The sequence below is a fragment of the Streptomyces sp. NPDC028635 genome (genome assembly GCF_040637635.1).
Lineage (GTDB): Bacteria > Actinomycetota > Actinomycetes > Streptomycetales > Streptomycetaceae > Streptomyces.
In genome coordinates, this window is the sequence record NZ_JBEZWX010000012.1 from 1 (window position 1) to 17,433 (window position 17,433).

The 17,433-nt window shown below is 75.0% G+C and carries 13 protein-coding genes; 5 read left to right on the top strand and 8 right to left on the bottom strand.

The window, feature by feature from the left end:
* Window positions 1–277: 277 nt before the first annotated feature.
* From AB0E88_RS15430 to AB0E88_RS15455, 6 genes are all read right to left on the bottom strand, one after another.
* Window positions 278–1,582: a helix-turn-helix domain-containing protein gene (locus tag AB0E88_RS15430; protein WP_361630423.1), complete on the bottom strand. Its 1,305-nt coding sequence runs from the start codon at window positions 1,580–1,582 to the stop codon at window positions 278–280.
* 526 nt (window positions 1,583–2,108) lie between these two features.
* Window positions 2,109–3,509 carry an extracellular solute-binding protein gene (locus AB0E88_RS15435; RefSeq protein ID WP_361629947.1) on the bottom strand — a complete coding sequence of 467 codons (1,401 nt, stop codon included), beginning with the start codon at window positions 3,507–3,509 and terminating at the stop codon, window positions 2,109–2,111.
* A gap of 11 nt (window positions 3,510–3,520) precedes the next feature.
* Window positions 3,521–6,184 carry a substrate-binding domain-containing protein gene (locus AB0E88_RS15440; protein ID WP_361629950.1) on the bottom strand — a complete coding sequence of 888 codons (2,664 nt, stop codon included), beginning with the start codon at window positions 6,182–6,184 and terminating at the stop codon, window positions 3,521–3,523.
* A gap of 4 nt (window positions 6,185–6,188) precedes the next feature.
* Window positions 6,189–6,545 (bottom strand): hypothetical protein, encoded by a 357-nt coding sequence (locus tag AB0E88_RS15445; RefSeq protein ID WP_361629953.1) that lies wholly within the window; start codon window positions 6,543–6,545, stop codon window positions 6,189–6,191.
* A gap of 89 nt (window positions 6,546–6,634) precedes the next feature.
* A complete protein-coding gene (locus AB0E88_RS15450; protein ID WP_361629956.1) occupies window positions 6,635–7,714 on the bottom strand; it encodes a hypothetical protein in 1,080 nt (359 codons plus the stop codon).
* A 286-nt stretch (window positions 7,715–8,000) separates the two neighbouring features.
* A complete protein-coding gene (locus AB0E88_RS15455; protein WP_361630426.1) occupies window positions 8,001–9,122 on the bottom strand; it encodes a PP2C family protein-serine/threonine phosphatase in 1,122 nt (373 codons plus the stop codon).
* 243 nt (window positions 9,123–9,365) lie between these two features.
* Here AB0E88_RS15455 and AB0E88_RS15460 point away from each other — a divergent pair, with 243 nt between their 5' ends.
* The 4 genes from AB0E88_RS15460 to AB0E88_RS15475 all read left to right on the top strand — a co-directional run bounded on the left by AB0E88_RS15460 (window position 9,366) and on the right by AB0E88_RS15475 (window position 13,277).
* Complete coding sequence (locus AB0E88_RS15460) at window positions 9,366–9,854, top strand: hypothetical protein (RefSeq protein ID WP_361629959.1); 489 nt, start codon at window positions 9,366–9,368, stop codon at window positions 9,852–9,854.
* A gap of 333 nt (window positions 9,855–10,187) precedes the next feature.
* Window positions 10,188–11,084 (top strand): hypothetical protein, encoded by an 897-nt coding sequence (locus AB0E88_RS15465; RefSeq protein WP_361629962.1) that lies wholly within the window; start codon window positions 10,188–10,190, stop codon window positions 11,082–11,084.
* A 286-nt stretch (window positions 11,085–11,370) separates the two neighbouring features.
* On the top strand, window positions 11,371–12,162 hold the full coding sequence (locus AB0E88_RS15470) for an alpha/beta hydrolase (RefSeq protein WP_361629965.1): 792 nt from the start codon (window positions 11,371–11,373) through the stop codon (window positions 12,160–12,162).
* A 182-nt stretch (window positions 12,163–12,344) separates the two neighbouring features.
* The gene (locus AB0E88_RS15475) at window positions 12,345–13,277 is read left to right on the top strand and encodes an endonuclease/exonuclease/phosphatase family protein (protein ID WP_361629968.1); all 933 of its coding nucleotides are present in this window, start codon (window positions 12,345–12,347) and stop codon (window positions 13,275–13,277) included.
* A gap of 83 nt (window positions 13,278–13,360) precedes the next feature.
* Here the strand turns inward: AB0E88_RS15475 and snpA are convergent, their stop codons facing one another.
* Window positions 13,361–14,017, bottom strand: coding sequence for a snapalysin (gene snpA, locus AB0E88_RS15480; RefSeq protein WP_361629970.1), 657 nt, complete (start codon window positions 14,015–14,017; stop codon window positions 13,361–13,363).
* Window positions 14,018–14,194: 177 nt separating this feature from the next.
* Here snpA and AB0E88_RS15485 point away from each other — a divergent pair, with 177 nt between their 5' ends.
* Window positions 14,195–15,133 (top strand): LysR family transcriptional regulator, encoded by a 939-nt coding sequence (locus AB0E88_RS15485; RefSeq protein WP_361629973.1) that lies wholly within the window; start codon window positions 14,195–14,197, stop codon window positions 15,131–15,133.
* A gap of 31 nt (window positions 15,134–15,164) precedes the next feature.
* Here the strand turns inward: AB0E88_RS15485 and AB0E88_RS15490 are convergent, their stop codons facing one another.
* Window positions 15,165–17,225 (bottom strand): PhoX family protein, encoded by a 2,061-nt coding sequence (locus AB0E88_RS15490; protein WP_361629976.1) that lies wholly within the window; start codon window positions 17,223–17,225, stop codon window positions 15,165–15,167.
* Window positions 17,226–17,433 lie beyond the last annotated feature (208 nt).

Genomic DNA, 17,433 nt, shown 5'->3' on the forward strand with positions numbered 1-17,433 from the left:
TCTCCGGCACCGGCGGAGGGTGCCCTCGTCGGAAACGGCCGGCCGGACCGAGGACGGACACCCCCCACCCCGGCCCCGACCCACCACGCACCGCAGGCGAGACACCAGCCCACCACGCACCGCAACGGGCCGCCGCAGGCACCAAAGGGGCGCGGGGAACGGCGCGAGCAGCCACAACGCGACCCGCACAGGCGCCGCAGGCAACGGCGACCAGCCACAACGCACCCGCAGACGACAACGCACCCAGCGCCGCAGGCACCCGCGCCGCAGGCCCCCCTCAAGCCGGCGGAGCCCCCCACGTGGTCGTCCCCCGCGCCGCCCCCCGCCCCAGCCCCGTCCGATACGCGTCGAGGGCCGCCTCCACCCGCCCCGTCCGCCGCAGCAGATCCCCCAGCAACCGGCACAGGTCCGCCAGATCCCCCGCCGCCCCCGCCCGCTCCAGCAGACTCAGCGCCCGCACATAGTGCTCCTCCGCCGCCTCACTGTCCCGCCCGTCCTCCGCGATGATCCCCAGCAACCGGTGCGCCGCAGCGGCATGTACCGCCCCCCGCTCGCTGGACAGTTCCCCCAGCACCTCCCGCAACAGCTCCGCCGCCTCGTCCGACCGCCCCCGCCGGTGCAGCACGTCCGCCAGCTCCACGGCGACCTGGCTGCTGTACAGCCCGGCCCGCCCCGCTGTCAGCATGGCCCGCGCCTCGCGCAACTCCGCCTCGGCCCGCTCCAGTTGCCCGTCCTGCGCGGACACATACCCGCGCATCCAGTGACAGTGGGCCAGCTCGGTCCGGATCTGCAGCTGCCGGTACAGCTCGGCCGCCTTGGCCAGCGAGGCGTCCGCCTCGGCGAGCCGCCCCTCCGCGAGCATCGTCCGCGCCACCGACCGGTGCATCCGTGCGACGAGCGCCGGATCGTCCACCCGCGGCGCGAGCGCCAGCGCGAACTCCGCGGCCTGCGCGGCCCGCACCTGCGCCCCGAGGTCCATGTACGGCCCGATCGCCGACGCATACAGCAGCAACAGCGCGTCCGGATCGTGCAGTCCGCCACGGTTCAGCTCGTCGATCGTCGACTCCAGCAGGTACACGGCGTACCGCAGCTCACCGGCCAGGTAGTGCGCCACCGCCCGCCCCCGCACGGCGGGCGCCCGCGCCGGCAGCGGCGCGTCCGCGAGCCGCGCCTCGGCCCGCTCGAAGCACTCGCGGGCCGTCGTGAGATCCCCGGTGTCGATCCCGCACTCGCCGAGCCCGAGCAGCGCCTCCGCCTCGATCTCGGCGAGCCCATGCTCCTCCGCCTCCGCCAGCAGAGCCGCGTACCGGGCCGCCGCCTGCTCCGCGTCACCGCCGGCCAGGGTGCGCTGCGCCTCGGTGAGCCGCAGCCGCAGATCGGTGACGAGCCGCGCGGACCGTCCGGTCGCCAGCTCCTCGAACGCGACGCCGAGCCGCTCGGCGAGATGCCGCAGGGCCGCGTCGGACGGCCGCACCCGCCCGGCCTCCAGCGTGGAGATGTACGCCGGCGTGTACACGGGCTCGGCCAGCTGCCGCTGCGTCAGCCCCCGCCGGCTCCGCAACCGCTGCACCCGCCGCCCGATGACCTCGGGCGCGTCCCGCTCCCGACCCCCACCACCGCCGGCCCCACCGCCACCGGACCCACCGGACCCACCGGACCCGTCCGATCCACCGAACCCGCCCGATCCGCCGGACCCGCCACCCGAAACACCCATCCCCAGCCCCCAACTCCCGGAGTCACCCTTGCCGTTGGCTTCCGGCACCCCCTAGGTTAAACAGCGACTTAAGCCCACTTAACAAGCCACTGTCATCGTCCGCCCGCTGCGAGGTTGCCGTGCACGTCCGCCCCTCCGCACGCCACGACCAGCCCTGTACCCGCCCGCGCCCGGCCGGCGCTACCCCGGTCACCCGGGGCGTCGTCGCAGCCGTACTCGCCGTCGCGGCCTTGATCACGGCGGCCAACGCCTGCCCGGCGAAGGCGTCCACCCACCCCATCACCACGGTGCAGCCCCGCTGGCCCGGCCACCCGTAGACAGCCACGGGCAGCCGCATCCAGCCGGGCCAGCCGGACAGCCGCAGGCAGCCGCAGGCCCCCGCGCAGGAACCACCTCAGTGCGGCAGCTCCCGCCGCAGCGCCCGGTTCAGCGACTCCGCCAGTTCCTGGTCGCTCGGCGTCTGCGCGCCCCCGCCCCGCGGCCCCACGTCGTACAGCGGACCCAGGGTGGTGATCAGCGTGCGGGACACCGCGCCGTACAGGGGAGTGCGCGGGCGCTGCACGGCCTCGCGCAGGGCCGGCAGCAGGATCTGCCGGCGGTAGCTGAGACCGCCGAGCCGGTCCGGTGGCGTCCGGCCGGGGCTCTCGCCGGTCGGGGACGCCGACGGCGTCTCGGCGTACACCGGCGCGTGCGTGCATGCGGCGCCGTCCTCGTAGGCGGACGTCCGTGTCGCCGCGAACCCGGCCCGCAGCAGACACCGTTCGCTGTCCGGATCGGTGAGGAAGCGGATCAGGTCGTACGCGTGCGTCGCCCGCTCGCCCGCCGTCGTCGACGTGACCGCGAGGTCCTGCCCGCCGAGCACCGCCTTGCCGGGCAGCCGGGTCACCCCCAGCTTGTCCTTGAACGTCCCGTACAGCGTCGGATACACGTACGGCCAGTGCCGCAGGAACGCCGTGCGGCCGCGTGCGAAGTCGTCGAGCGAGCGGGCCTCGTCGGAGTCGTAGGCGTCCCGCAGCGTGTACGCCGTCCCGGTGCGCCGGCGCAGTTCGCCGATCCCGGCCGCGAGCTGCTCCTCATCGCCCCGGTAGCGCCCCGAGGAGTCGGTGAGCCGGACGTCGTCGCCCCACGCGGAGGCGAACGCCTCGACGGCGTTGACGGTCCGCCCCTCGTAGCCGTCGAGCTGCGTGGTCCACCCGGCCTCGTATCCCGTCGGCCGCTTGCGGTTGAGCGCCTCGATCAGCGCCCGCAGCTCGTCCCAGCTCACGCCGGTGCCGAGATCGCTGCGCCCGCTGACGGCCGCCACCTCGTCCCGCCGGTAGTAGAGCAGCCCGACATCGCTGTTGAAGGGCACCGCGTACCGTTCGCCGTCCCACCGGGAGGTGTCGTCCACGGACTCCACGAGATCGGACCCGCGTTCCACGGCACTGTCCGGCAGCGGCTGGATCAGCCGGGCCGCGGCGAACTCCGGCACCCAGGTCACGTCCAGATTGACCACGTCGTAGGAGGCGCTGCCCGACTGCAGCGCGCCGAGCAGCTGACTGCGCTGCGCGTCGGCCGAGCCGGGCAGTTCCACCAGCCGGGCCCGGTAGCCGCCCTCCGGCTGGGTGCGGTTCCAGGCGTCGATCAGCTGCTGCCGGATGCCGCCCTTGCCGGTGACGTCCCGTCCGCTGGCGACCATGATCCAGTGGGACGACGACGAGGACCCGGGCGGGGTGTCGTCGTCCGCGCCGCCCGTGCCCGTGCAGGCCGCCACGGCGAGCAGCGCGAGGACGGCGGCGAACCGTCGCAGTCCCATGCCTCCCGGCCTCATTCCTCCCCCGTCCCGGTCCGCGCGACCTCGTCGTGCAGCGCCGCCCCCAGGTCGTCGCCGGGGTCCAGGCAGCGCCCCGAACTCGCCGCGGCCACCCGCGCGTCGGGCCGGCCGCCGTCACAACCACCGTTGGCCAGCGACACCATGACGACCGGTACACGCGCCGTACGCGCCCGCTGGAGGACCTCGTCGAGCTGGTGTCCGCTCAGCCGGTTGTCGTCCTCGTCGTCGGTGAGGTAGACGATCAGCTGCGGCCGCTGGTCGTCGGTGCCGCGCCCGTGCAGGAACCCCAGGGCGTCCAGGAGCGCCGCGTGCGGGTCCGCCTCGGCGTCGCGCACGCGGGCCCGGCCGCCGGGATCGAGGGCGCGGACGCCGTCGGCGCGCCGGTGGGTGCCGAACGGCAGGAGCTCGCTGTGGGTGGGCCCCGACGTGCCGGCCACCGCCCACACGCCGTACTCGTCCCGGTCACCGAGCCCGCCCAGGGACTGCTTCAGCAGGCCCGGCCCCCCGCTGGGCCCCTCCCACAGCCCGGCCATGGAGCCGGAGCTGTCGAGCAGGAACAGCACCTGGCCGGGGCCGCCCGCGCTGCGGTAGCGCTCCAGCACGGCGTTCATAGCGGTCGGTTCGGCCGCCTCGCGCGGGGCGGCGGGGTCGGCCAGCACACCGGGCGCGGCCTTGCCCTGCCCGAGCAGCCGGTGCGGGGCGTCGGCGGAGCGAAAGCCGTAGTCGCCGAGGACCTTGCGGCCGCCGTCACCGCCGAGCCAGTCGTGGAACCGCTGTACGGCCTCGTCCCGGGCCTCCGCGTCCCGGTCGCCGTCCTCCCAGCGCACCCGTACGAACGCCGGCTGCAGGGCGGGCACGTCGTCGGGGTACTGCGCGACGCGCTCGGCGCGCACCATCTCCGAGGCGCAGCCGAGGCCGCTCTTGAGCAGGAACTCGGGCGCGAGCACGCCGGTGCGCCGGTCCTGGGCGGGGTCGTAGGGCAGGGAGCACAGCAGCTCGCCGGCGGTCGGCGCGGGCGACCCGTTCTGCCGCACGCTCCGTTCGACGGCCCGCGTGTCAGCTCCGCCGGCGTACAGCCCCAGCGTGGCGAGGAGCGCGGTGTCGGTGAACTCCGGGTCGGGACGCAGGACTGCGGAGCGCCCTCCGCGCGCCTCGAAGCGGGCGACCAGCTCGGCCAGCCCGCCGCCGGACCCGGCCGACGCCGTGCCGGCCCCCGCACCGGACACGGTGCCGGCGGCCGCGCCGGACCGGGAACCGTCCCCGCCCGGCACCGCGAGCACCACCGGTGAGTAGGCCAACGGCTCGCCCAGCTGCTCCACATGGGCGAAGACCCGTTCCCCCTGTCCGGCGGTCACCCGGGTGACGTCGGCCGGGGAGGCCGGGATCCACACGTCCGGCTGCGGTCCGACGTCCCGTTGCGGATCGTCGTCGTCGCGGGGCTGCTGCCAGGCGTCGGTGCGGTCCCGCAGCGCGGCGACCGCGTCGGCGGCGCCCGCGCTGTCGACCGTGATGCCGGTGCGGCGGCAGCCGTCACCGGTGTCCGACGCGACGTAGGCGTCCGCGGCCGCGGTCAGCGCCGGCTCCAGGTCGGGGTCGGTCAGCACCCGCAGCTCCAGCGGCGGGGCACACGGGGCGTCGTCACCGAGCAGTACGGCGACGGCGTAGCCCCCGGCGGCCGTGGCGGCGAGGGCGAGCAGCAGGATCAGCCAGAGGCGGAGCCGGCGCCGCAGCCGGGCCGCCGTCTCGCGCCAGAGGGCCGCGACGGCCCGTAACGCCGCCCGCCGCCCGCGCCGGGGCGCCCGCCGGGGCCGGGATGCCGGTTCGGTGCGGGGCCGGGGCCGGGGCACGGGCACAGGCACGGGCTCAGGTCCGTGCACCGGCCGACGGGCCACCGCACGCAGCAGGACGTCCTGCCCCGGCTCCCAGGCCGCCTGCGGATCCTGGTGGTCACCGGCCCCGGTGGGGACCCGCGCCTTCGCCATCCGCTCCTTCAGCGCGGCGTACAGATCGCTCAGCCACAGCTCGCCCCCGCTGCCGGCGCCGTCGGTTCCGCTCCTGTCGAGGGCGCGGACCAGGTGCCGGGTGAAGGGGGTGGCCCGGTTGCCGCCTCCCGGGTGGATGAGCCGGTTGGCCTGCACGCTCATCAGCAGCAGGATCTTCTGCCGTTCGCGGGGCTCGAAGCGGTGCCAGACACCGGCGGCGTTCCCGGCGTAACAGCAGTCCAGGATCACCACGATCCGCTCGGCGCCGCTGGCCGCCAGCACGGCGAGCACCTCGGTCAGCGGCACGGCGCCGGGGAACACGTCGTGCCGCCCCCGCGCCACGCGCGCGTTGCGCATCTGCAGGAAGAGTTCGTCGCCCGCGGCGGTGACGATGCCGTGCCCGGCGAAGTAGAGCAGCAGCAGCCCCCGCGCGTCCCGCGCCACCCGGTGCAGGGCCGCGGCGAACTCGTCGTGGGCGGGCGAGACGCACGGCACGACCTCCCCCTCGCGGAAGAGCCCGCCGCGGTAGAGGGCCTCGGTGAGGGTGGTGCGGTTGTAGCGGACGGCGGGCAGCTGCCCGGGCACGCCGTCGGGGGCGTCGGCCCTGGTGTGGTCGTACTCGGACACGCCGACGACGAGCGCCCGGTTCGCCTTCCCCCGCGGGTCGAAGCTCACCGGTTCAGTCCTCGTCGGAGTCCAGTGGCTCGACCCGTGTCCTCGGCGGTTCGCCGTCCTCGACGCGCCGGCGGTTGGCCTGCCAGGCCCTGACCGCGCGGCTGGTGTACTCGGCCAGCGCGGCGACCGTGGTGACGTCCCCGGCGATGCGGAGCGCGATCTCCCACGCGGAGCCCATGTGCTCCCCGGCCGCGTCCGTGCCCGGCCGCACCTCGATCTGCAGCGTTCCCCCGCGCACCAGGTCCTGGAGCGGCTGTTCCTGTTCCAGCCACGCCTGGAGCGCGCTCACGTCGGTTCTGCTCGCGCTCGCGTCCAGACTGACCCGTACGCCCACCCCGGCCACTGCGTCCCCCTCAGCCATGTGCCTCATCATGACACCGGCTCAGGTGGTGAAGGGAGACCTCGGACGGACCTCGCGCCCCTCGGGTGCGCGCCCCCGCGCCCGGCCGCTCACACCCGGGTCGCCGACTCCGGCCGGCCGTCCAACTGCCGCAGCTGGCCCAGCACATGATCCAGGGCGCCCTCCCGCCGCCCCGGCACGCGGCTGCGCACCTCGGCGAGCGCCGCGCCCAGGTCCCGCGCCCGGCCGGCGTCACGGATCGACGCCCACTGGTGGTGCGCCCGGTCCACCGCGGCCTCCACCGCGGGCGCGTCGGGGGCCTGCCCGGCGGCGAGCCGCGCCGAGGCGACCTCGAGCCAGGTACGGCAGCTGCGCACCGGGTCCCCGGCGAACATCGCGAGGTCGGCGCGGACCTCGGTCCAGTGCAGCGCCTCGTCGGAGCCGGGGCCGTGCGCCCGCCGGGCGGCCTGTTCCCACTGCGCGGCGAGCGCGTCGGCGTCGGCGTGCCGTCCTTCGCGCACCGCGGTGCTGAGCGCCACGTGCGGGTCGCCGGGAGCCGGTCCGGGCGCGCTCAGCACCAGGTCGTGCAGCGGGCCGTCCGCGGCGATCCGGGCCAGCGCCTGCTCGTGCAGCTGCGGCAACGGCGGCCGCCGCCCGCTGCGCAGGATCGTCGCGACGGCCTTCATGTACGCCGGTGCCGCCACGCTGCGCCGGCCGGGCGGCGGTGCGATGCGACCGTAAACGGCGGTGCCGCGGCCGGAGTCGAGGGCCGAGGTGCGCAGCCACTGCCAGCACTCGGCGTCGGCGTGCAGGTCGACCACGAGGGCGGTGCTGCCGCCGGCCCGCAGCCGCAGTTCCTCGCGGAACCAGTGCCAGGGGAAGGCGGTGTAGCGCACGCTGGCGGCGGTGGTGCGGGCCAGCGCCAGATGGGGCAGGCGCTGACGCCGGTCCAGCTGGAGCTGCCCGGTGACGAACACGGTCAGCGGCCCGGGCGCGGCCGCGGCGGCCCGCAGCCGGGTCAGCACGGCCTGCGGCTCGAGCGGGTCGGCGAGTTCGACGACGTTCGCGGTGTCCGTCCCGGCGAGCACGGCGGGCGGCACGGCGGCCAGGACGGGGAGCACGGAGGCCGCGTCCACCAGACATCCCCGCCCCACCGGCGAGGCCGCGAGCAGCAGCACGGTTCCGGCCATGGGCCACTCCCCCCTGACGACTGTCGTGGATCACGTACGGCAGCACCGTAACCGCTGCGGCTGCAAAGGGGGACCGGGGGACGGGACGACGGCCGGGGGCGGCGGGCCCCGCGGGGCGGTACGGCGCGGTACGGGGGGCGGTACCGGGGCGGTTGGGAGGCCGTACCGGGGCGGATGGCCTGGTTCGGTTCGAGGCCCGGAGCGTCGGGGGCGGGGCGCGTCCGGGGCGTGCGCGCCGTGGGAGTGCCGGATGCGGGATGCCGGATGCCGGATGCCGGATGCCGGGTCAGCGGAGACGGTGCACGGCGAAGACCGTCGTGTCGTCGGCGAGGTGGCCCCCGCAGTGGTGCAGGGTCGCGTCACGGACATGCGCGACCAGGCGGTCCGGCTCGGCGGTGCGGGGATCCGCCCTGACGGCGCGGGCGAGGTCCTCGGCCAGCGGGTAGAAGCAGCCGGTGTCGTCCCGGGCCTCGGTCACCCCGTCGGTGACCAGCAGCAGCGTCTCCTCGGGGGCCAGCGGCACCCGGCGCGCGCGGGGCGGGGCGCCGGTGAGGTCGCCGAGGCCGAGCGGAAGGCCGTCACCCTCCGGCAGGGGCCGTACGCTCGCGGGGCCCACCGCGAGCGGCGGCTCGTGGCCGAAGAGGACCAGGTCGACGGCGTCGGGCACGCCGGGCGGGAAGTGCAGCAGGACGGCCGTGGCGAAGCGGTCGGCGTCGGCGCGGCCGAGGGCGACCGTGTGGCCGCGGTGGCGCGCCATACGGGTCTCCAGACGCCGGGCGACGGTCAGCAGGTCCGGTTCGTGGTACGCCGCCTCCCGGAACGTGCCCAGCAGCGCGGCCGCCGCCTCGACCGCGCCGAGCCCCTTGCCCTGGACGTCGCCCAGCAGCACGCGGGTGCCGTGGGGGCCGGGCTGGATGTCGTAGAAGTCGCCGCCCATGCGGGCGTCGGTGTCCGCCGCGAGGTAGACGGCGGCGTGGTCGAGGCCGCCCCAGTGCGGGGGCAGCGGACGCAGCACGGTACGGCGGGTGGTGTCGGCGATCTGCATCATGTGCAGCATCCGCCGCTCGTCGCGCACCCGGACCGCGCAGGCCAGCGTGGCGAGCACACCGCCGACCGTGACGAGGACGAAGTCCGCCAGACCGGCCTGGTACCGGTTCGGCCACGCGCCGTCCACGACGACGTAGGTGACGACCGCGAGCACCGCGAAGGCGGCGGTGCCCCGCACCCCGCAGATCGCCGCGGCGATGCCGGGCACCAGCACGATCCAGGAGACGATGCGGAACTCTCCGGGTGTGTTGATGTCGACGACGGCGATCGCGGCGAGCAGCAGCAACGGCGGCACCCAGGCCACGCTGTGGCCGCGGATCTGCAGCAGCTGGTGGCGGTGCACGACGTCCCGGCGCGGCACGCGGGGCGAGCGGCCGGGAAGCCGTCGGCCTCCCGGAGCGGGCGCCTGCGCGCCCCCGCGCCGCGGGCCGCCATCGCCGCCGGCCAGGCCCTCGCTGTCCGTGCCGCCGCTCACGCACCCCAGCGAAACACGGGCCCGCGCGGCTCGCATCAGCGTCCGCCACAGGGGCACACGTCGACTTGCCGGTGGTCCCCGCCAGGTGTGCTCTGGAAGGCGGGGGCGAGGAGAGAGAGGAGCGCTCTCATGGCTCATGCGGCACCCGCACCCGGGAGCGGCCGTACGCGCGGCTCGATCGGCACCCGCCTCGGCGCGCTCGGCGCCCGCCGGGCGCCCAACGGACTGCCCGACGTCTTCAGCGAACGGACCCACACCCTGGCGAGGTACGGCGTCCCCGTCGTCCTCGGGCTCGTCTACGGCTACTGGGCCGCGGCCAACCGTCGCGGCGGCGGACCCATCACGGGCTGGAACCTGCTGTTCGGCTTCGTCACCGCGATCGTGTTCATCGTGGCGTGCATCGGCGTCGCCCTCTTCGCCCCGCGGCTCACGCGCGAACTGCACTCAGGCGTGAAATCGGCCTTCGCAGGCATCTCCATCGGCTTCCTGTACAGCCAGACAGGGGACTCCATCCTGCGCTCCGTGGCGCTGGGGCTGATCACCGGCGCGGCCATCTACCTGGTGTTCTTCTACCGCTACTACACGCGGGAGGACGCGGAGGGCAACCGCATCCGGTGAGGGGCGCCGTGCCGTGCGGCGGCCCGCCCGCCGCACGGCGGGACCGGCGCGCACACGTGGGCCCCGGTGTGGTGCACCGGGGCCCACGTTTCCCTCATCCCTCCACTCACCGGACCGCCGGAACCCGGTTCCGGGCGCCCGGAGAGGACTCGGACGAACCGCACGCGGCGCTTCCTGCTCCCCCGTACCGGAACGTCCGCCAGCACCAGGAAACACCCGTTCGGGTGAACGCTCCACCGGAGGGCGGAAAGCCCAGGTCCCGGCGGCGCGACGGCTCACCCGTACGGCGCACGCCCGCTGGCGGCGTCCGCGCCGGGGGCGTTGTCTTGAGGCGTGTCGTCACGACGCCTGCGGACCGCTTCGTCGGCCGTTCTCATCGTCCTGTCCTGCCTGCTGGTGCCGCTCGGCGCGCTGGCGGCCTGGGCGGCGTACGGCCTGACGGACACCGGGCGGTACGTCGCCACGATGGCGCCGCTGGCCGGTGACCCCGCCGTGCAGGGGCAGATCGCCGACACCGTCGGCGAGGGCATCCTGCGGCAGGTCGGCACCGGGACGGCGCACGGTGCGATGGGGCCGTTCGTGCACGACGCGGTGCGGTCGTTCACCCAGACCGAGGCGTTCCGCGCCGCGTGGGACACGGCGAACCGGTCCGCCCACGACGCCGTGCTGCGGGCGTTGCGGGAGGACGACGACCGGCCGGTGACCGTCGACCTCGCGCCGGTCGCCGCCCAGGTCAAGCGGCAGCTCGCCGAGGACCATGTGCCGCTGGCCGCGCGGATCCCCGTGCGCCACACGGAGGTCGCGCTGGTACCGGCGGACGATCTGTCGCGGCTGCGGAAGGGATATGACGTGCTGGAGGTCGCGGGGTTCTGGCTGCCCGTCGCGGCCGTCGCCCTGGCGGCCGCCGGGATCGGGCTCGCCGCGTGCCGGCGGCGGGCGCTGACCGCGACGGCCCTGGGCACGGCGGTGGGCGGGGCGCTGCTCGGGGTCGCGGTCGCGGTGGTGCGGCGGGTGACGTTGCGGGGGTTGCCGACGGAGGTCTCCGCGAAGGCGGCGGGGGCGGTGTACGACGCGCTGACCGAGACGTTGCGTACGGCGTCGTGGATGCTGCTGACGTTGGGACTGACGGTGGCGGGACTGACATGGCTGCTGGCTCGCGCCGGGCGTCGGCGCGGGGCGTCGGTGCCGGCACCGGACCCGACACCCGAGCCGGCGGCTCCACGGGTGTGAGGGGGATTCGTCTTCGTCTGCGGGCGGGTGACGGGTTGCTCGCGCCGTTCACCGCGCCCCTTTTTGTGCCTGCGGCGGCCCCTTGCGGTCCGGTGGCCGGTTGCGGTCGCGCCTACGGCCGGTGGGTGAGTCGGGGCCGGGGTGGGGCTGGGCGGTCCTCCACGGCGGACGGCAACCGCAACCCCCTAGGGGCGCGGGGAACTGCGCGACCGGGCACGACGCGCCCGCACACGGCAACGCACCCCCGGCCCGGGAGGGGGAAGCGGCCGTCTCTAGGGTCGCTGCCATGTCTGAGTTCCTCGCTTTCGACGACCACGGCCCCCACTCCTCGCTGCCGCCCCTGGTCCTTGTCCACGGTCATCCCTTCGACCGCACGATGTGGGCCCCGCAGGCCGCCGCCTTCGGGGCCGCCCGCCGGGTGATCGTCCCCGACCTGCGCGGCTACGGCGCCTCCCCGGTGGTGCCGGGCAGCACGCCGCTGTCCGTCTTCGCGCGGGACATCGAGGCGCTGCTGGACGACCTGGGCGTGGACGGCTTCGTGCTGGCCGGGCTGTCCATGGGCGGGCAGATCGCCATGGAGTGCTACGACCGCTTCGGCGACCGGATGCGCGGCCTGGTCCTCGCCGACACCTTCCCGGCGGCGGAGAGCGAGGACGGCAAGGCCGTGCGCAACGCCATGGCCGACCGTCTGCTGCGTGAGGGCATGCGCGGGTACGCCGACGAGGTGCTGGAGAGGATGGTCGCCCCGTACGCGGAGGAAGCCGTGAAGGCGCACGTGCACCGCATGATGACGTCCGCACCGCCCGAGGGCGCCGCCGCCGCCCTGCGCGGCCGTGCCGAACGCCCCGACTACCGCGCTCTGCTGACCCGGGTGGCCGTGCCGGCGCTGGTGGTGGTCGGCGCCGACGACACGTACACGCCGGTCGCCGACGCCGAGGCGATGCACGCCGCCCTCCCCGACTCCACCCTGGTGGTGATCGAGCGCGCGGCCCACCTGCCCAACCTGGAGCGCGCGCAGGAGTTCAACGCGGCGCTGGCCGCGTTCCTGTCCCGGGTGGACGCCACGGCCGCCGCCTGAGGACGCGGAACTGCCCGTGCGGCAGGCCGGCGGAGAGACCATCCTTGAGCTGTGGGTGCCTGCCGAGGAGCTGGACGAGTTCACCGCGCGCGTCGTGGACCGCATCGAGGTCGTGCACGTCTTCCCGCGACGTGGACTCCGGGGCCGCCCGGCGTGGTGGCGCCGGCGGTTCGGGGCGGCGGATGAGCGCCTGGTTCGCGGCCCTGCTGCTGGCCGCGGTGACCGTCCTGCTCGGGTGCCGGATCGCCGACACCGACGCCGTCACGCCCGTCCCCCAGCTGCTGGCCTTCCTGCCGTGGCTGCTGGTGCCGACCGGTGCCGGGCTGCTGCTGGCGCTGCTGGGCCGGTGGTGGGGCGGCGTGGTGTGGGGTGTGGTCGTGCTGGGCCTGCTCGCCTGGTTCATCCAGCCGTACGGCAAGGACAGCGAGCCCGCGGGGCCGGCCGTCGCCTCCTTCCGCGTCCTGACCTCGAACACGCAGTTCGGCCGGGCCACCGACGCCCTGGTCGCGGCCGTGCGGGAGCAGCGGCCGGACGTGGTGTTCGTGCAGGAATGCGACCACCTGCGGTGCGACACCACGCTGCGCCGGGAACTCGCCGCCACCTACCCGTACCGGCAGTCCGTGGACGGCGCCGGCTCCCAGGGCTCGGTCATCCTCAGCCGCTTCCCGCTCACCGCCGCCCCCGGCGTGCCCGCCTCCATGGGCATGCCCGGCGCCGTCGCCGACGTCCACGGGCACGCCGTACACCTGCAGCTGGCGCACCCCATGCCGCCGGTGCCCGGCGGGCTCGGGCCGTGGCGCCGCGAGCTGGGCCGGCTGCGCGACTTCGCCGCGGCCGCCCGGGGCACGCCGACGATCGTCGCCGGTGACTTCAACGCCTCCCAGGACCACGCCGCCTTCCGCCGCATCCTGGACACCGGCCTGTACGACGCCGCCCGGCTCGCCGGGCACGACCGCGCCCCGAGCTGGCCGTCCCGCACCACGCCCGTCTTCGGCGTGCAGATCGACCATGTGCTGCTGTCGGGCGACTTCTCCGTCACCCGGTCCCGCTTCCTGAAACTGGCCGGCAGCGACCACCGCACCCTCGTCACCGACGTCACCCTGCACCGGCGCTGACCCACCGGACAACGGCGACGCGGGCCGCCCTGTGCAGGAGGGCGACCCGCGTCCCGGTGGGGGTGTGGGGAGCGGCAGGGGGGCTAGCGGACCTTGTGCAGGGCCTTGTCCAGGGCGGCGGCGAAGCCGTACGCCCACAGCTGGTTGACGCGGGAGCGCTCGGTCGCGTTCGGGTAGGGGTTCGTGCAGGACGGGCCGGGGCCGCCGCCCGACATCAGCTCGCTGCACGGGCCGGAGTAGTGGTCCGGCAGTCCGAGGACGTGCCCGGTCTCGTGCGCGGTCACCCGCGTGGAGTCGTACTGCTGGTTCTGCCGGTAGTCGAGGAAGACGTAGCCGCTGCCGTGGCCGTCCGTGGAGGCGTACGAGCCACGGGAGTCGTTGCCCTCGTAGTACGCGAAGTCGGCGTTCGAGCCGGCGGCGAGCCTGACGTTGGCCACCGAGCTGTTCCATATCTGGGCGGCGCGGGATATCTGCGTTCTGAACGACGGCGCGCCGGAGGGGTCGTAGACCACGGTGACGGCGGCGGTGCTGCTCGGGTTCGCGGCCCGCTTGGCGGCGACCGACCTGACCACCGCCTCGAAGAAGGCCTGGTTCGCCCTGGCCTCGGCCGCCGAACCGGTGTAGCCCTGGTACTGCTGCGGGGCCGGCGCCGGGGAGGCCGCGGCCAGGCCGGGCGCGGCCAGGCCGAAGGCGATCGCGGTGGCCGCCGTGACGGCGGACAGGGGCATACGCATACGCATCGATGACTCCTGGGGTGGGGGTCGAGTCACTTGCCATCCGTGAGTGTCGGCGCCGCCGCGGCGCCTGTGATGATGCCAACCGGCGATAGCCCGGCCCTATCCCCGCCCAACCAGCCCTTTTACGCCGGTAGTTGAACCCCTGGTGAAACCCTGGCTTCCGCTTTACTCTCCGGGGGCATGGAGCTCGAGGTGAGGCACCTCCGCGCGCTGTGCGCCATCGCGGACACCGGCAGCCTGCACCGGGCAGCCCGTCAACTCGGCGTCTCTCAGCCCTCGTTGAGCGGCCAGCTGCGCCGGATCGAACAGGGGCTGGGCGGCGCGCTGTTCCTGCGCACCCGCACCGGCTGCCGCCCCACCCCGCTCGGCCGGCTGGTGCTCAGCCGGGCCCGGCCCCTGGTCGCCGACCTGCGCTCGCTGGTCGCCGAGGCCCGCGCCGCCGCCGCGGGCGGTCCCCATCTGCGCATCGGTTCCACCGCCAGCCGCGCCCTGCCCGGCTGGCTGCGCCGGCTGCGGCAACGCTGTCAGGAACCCAGCCTGCACATGGACGTCTCCCCGAACGCCCTGCTGCGCATGGTCGCCGACGGCCAGCTCGACGTGGCGTTCGTGCACGAGGTCGAGGGCTGCCCGCTGCGCGTCCCCGAGGGGCTGCGCACCCGCGTCCTGGTCGAACGCGAACCGCAGTTCGTGTCGCTGCCGGCCGACCACCCGGCCGCCGCCAAACCGGTCGTCGACCTCGCCGACCTCGCCGGGGACCGCTGGATGGTCGACCCCACCGTGGACGGCGAGTCGGACGCCGTCCACCGCATGCTGCGCCTCGCCGGGCTGAGCCCCCGTGTCCTGCACGGCGACTACCACACGGCCGCCTCCCTGGTCGCCACCGGCGAGGTCGTCACCGTCTGCCAGCCCACGTCCCTGTCCCGCCCCGAGTCGGCCGTACGCCGGCTGCGGGGCGACCCGCTCGGCGTACGGCTGCTGCTCGCGGCCCGGACGGAGACGGAACTGGACGGCGTGTGCCCGGCGCTGCGGGAGGCGTACTGGGAGGCGGCGCGCCAGTCCCCGGCGTACCGGGAGTGGCTGGAAGGCACCGCCGCCGCGCTCGCGTTCTCGCAGGCGTGAGGACCGGCGGGGGCTGCCGGGCGGGTGCGGGTCAGACGCCGATGTCCTCGCCGTCGGCCCGCCACACCGCCACGACCGCCGGTCGGACGATCTTCCCCGGGCCGTCGGGCCAGACGCTGGCCGGCTTCTCCACCGACGCCCCGTCGACCTCACCGGGATGCTGTACGGCGACCAGCACCCGCCGGTCCTGCACGAGCGGACCGCAGGTCTCGGCGCCGGTCGGCACGGTCAGGAACTGCTTCAGCTCACCGCGCCGCTCGCCCCGTGTCGCCACGCCGAACAGGCCGTCGTGCGAGCCGAGCTGGTTGCCGTCGGTGGAGATCCACAGGTTGCCGTGCGGATCGAAGGCCACGTTGTCCGGGCAGGAGATGGGGCTGACCCGGTCCTTGGGGAACCCGGCGAAGTAGGTGGACGCGTCGCCCGGGTCACCGGCGACGAGGAACAGCGACCAGGCGAAGGCGGTGGCGTCGGCCCGGCCGTGCCGCTCGGTCAGCTCCAGGATGTGCCCGTGCTTGTTGCCGTTGCGCGGGTTGGCCTCGTCGGCCGGGGCGTAACCGCTCTTCCCCCGGTTGGAGTTGTTGGTCAGGACGACGTACACCTTGCCGGTGTGCGGGGAGGGCTGGATGTCCTCGGGGCGGTCCATCTTCGTCGCGCCCACCTTGTCACCGGCGAGCCGGGTGAAGACGAACACCTCCTCGGCACTCATCCCCTCCACGTGCGAGACGGCACCGTCGGCGGTGGCGGTGGCCAGGGGGATCCACTGGCCGCCGCCGTCGAACTCCCCGTCCGAGGGGAGCGTGCCGCTGCCGTCGAACTCGGCGGCCGGTGAGTCGCCGGTCAGCCGGGCGACGTACAGCGTGCCCTCGTCGAGCAGCGACAGATTGTGCTCGCGCACGGCCCGGGAGCTGCCGTGGCGCATCCGCTTGGCTCCGACGAACTTGTAGAAGTAGTCGAACCGCTCGTCGTCGCCGGAGTACACGACGGGCCGCCCGTCCTCGGTGAGCCGCACGGTCGCGGCCTCGTGCTTGAACCGCCCGAGCGCGGTGTGCTTGCGCGGCGTGGAGGAGGGGTCGTACGGATCGAACTCGACCACGTACCCGAACCGGTGCACCTCGTTGGGCTCCTGCGCGAGGTCGAAGCGCCGGTCGAAGCGTTCCCACTTGCGCTCGGTGGCGCCGGTGCCGATGCCGTACCGCTTGTCGGTGGCGCGGCTGCCGTGGGCGAAGTACTGGTTGAAGTTCTCCTCGCCGTGCAGGGTGGTCCCCCACGGCGTGGTGCCGCCGGAGCAGTTGTTGAGCGTGCCGAGGACCCTGCGGCCGGTGGGGTCGGCGGAGGTCTTCAGCAGGTCGGAGCCCGCGGCCGGTCCGGTGAGCCGGAAGGGGGTGGTGGCGGTGACGCGCCGGTTGAGGTGATGCCGCGGGACGGCGGTCAGCCTGCCGCTGCGGTGGTCCTCCTCCACCACGACGGCGGACAGCCCGTGAGCCGCCCACGCGACCTCGGCCTGCTGCCGGGTCGGGTTCTCGGGGTCGTAGCCGCGGAACATGAGCACCTCGTCGGTGTACTCGTGGTTGGCGACGAGGAGCTGCCGGTGCCGCTCACCGGGCAGCGGCAGCAGGGCGAGGAAGTCGTTGTTGTACCCGAACTGCCCGGCCTGCGCGGCCGCGGTCTGCCGTTCCGGGTCGAAGGCGGGCGCCCCGCGCAGGATGGGCTCGCCCCAGCGGATCACCACGTTCTGGCGGTAGCCCTCGGGGACGGTGACCTGGTCGGCGGTGTTGGGCGCGACCGGCGTGAACCGCAGCCCGCGGGCGGCGCGGCCGTGGCGCTCCGACCCCGCGGTGGCGGCGGCGGCCGGTGGGGCGCCGGCGACGGTGACGCTCCCGGCCGCGGCGGCCACGGTGACGACGGCGGCGGCCCGCAGCGCGCTGCGGCGGCTGAGGGCGCCGGCGATGACGTCACCGACGTAGGCGTTGGCGCTGGTGTTGGGCACCTCGTGGAAGCAGGCGTCACCGCACCGGAACCGGCAGGTCAGGGCGGAGCGCCCACCCGGATGCACAGCGGACGGTGTCCCTATGAGCGGCAGCAGCTTGCGCACTTTACTCTCCCCTTGCGTGCCCTTGGTGTGATCGTGACGGTAGGGGCGTGCGCATGCGGAAGCACTGCGACCGGATGAACGGAGGGTGAACCCGCCGGGGCCTTCGGGGTGTTGACACCGGCGTTTCCGCCCTGCTCACCCCTCCCCAAGATCACCACTCGGGGCCGCTAACCTTACGTGTCCGTCCTGGCCAGGGATCTACGGGCAT

Coding starts and splice junctions, on each gene's coding strand:
- AB0E88_RS15470 (WP_361629965.1), top strand. CDS start 11,371: ATGTCTGAGTTCCTCGCTTTCGACGACCACGGCCCCCACTCCTCGCTG.
- AB0E88_RS15445 (WP_361629953.1), bottom strand. CDS start 6,545: ATGGCTGAGGGGGACGCAGTGGCCGGGGTGGGCGTACGGGTCAGTCTG.
- AB0E88_RS15475 (WP_361629968.1), top strand. CDS start 12,345: ATGAGCGCCTGGTTCGCGGCCCTGCTGCTGGCCGCGGTGACCGTCCTG.
- AB0E88_RS15435 (WP_361629947.1), bottom strand. CDS start 3,509: ATGGGACTGCGACGGTTCGCCGCCGTCCTCGCGCTGCTCGCCGTGGCG.
- AB0E88_RS15450 (WP_361629956.1), bottom strand. CDS start 7,714: ATGGCCGGAACCGTGCTGCTGCTCGCGGCCTCGCCGGTGGGGCGGGGA.
- snpA (WP_361629970.1), bottom strand. CDS start 14,017: ATGCGTATGCGTATGCCCCTGTCCGCCGTCACGGCGGCCACCGCGATC.
- AB0E88_RS15485 (WP_361629973.1), top strand. CDS start 14,195: ATGGAGCTCGAGGTGAGGCACCTCCGCGCGCTGTGCGCCATCGCGGAC.
- AB0E88_RS15460 (WP_361629959.1), top strand. CDS start 9,366: ATGGCTCATGCGGCACCCGCACCCGGGAGCGGCCGTACGCGCGGCTCG.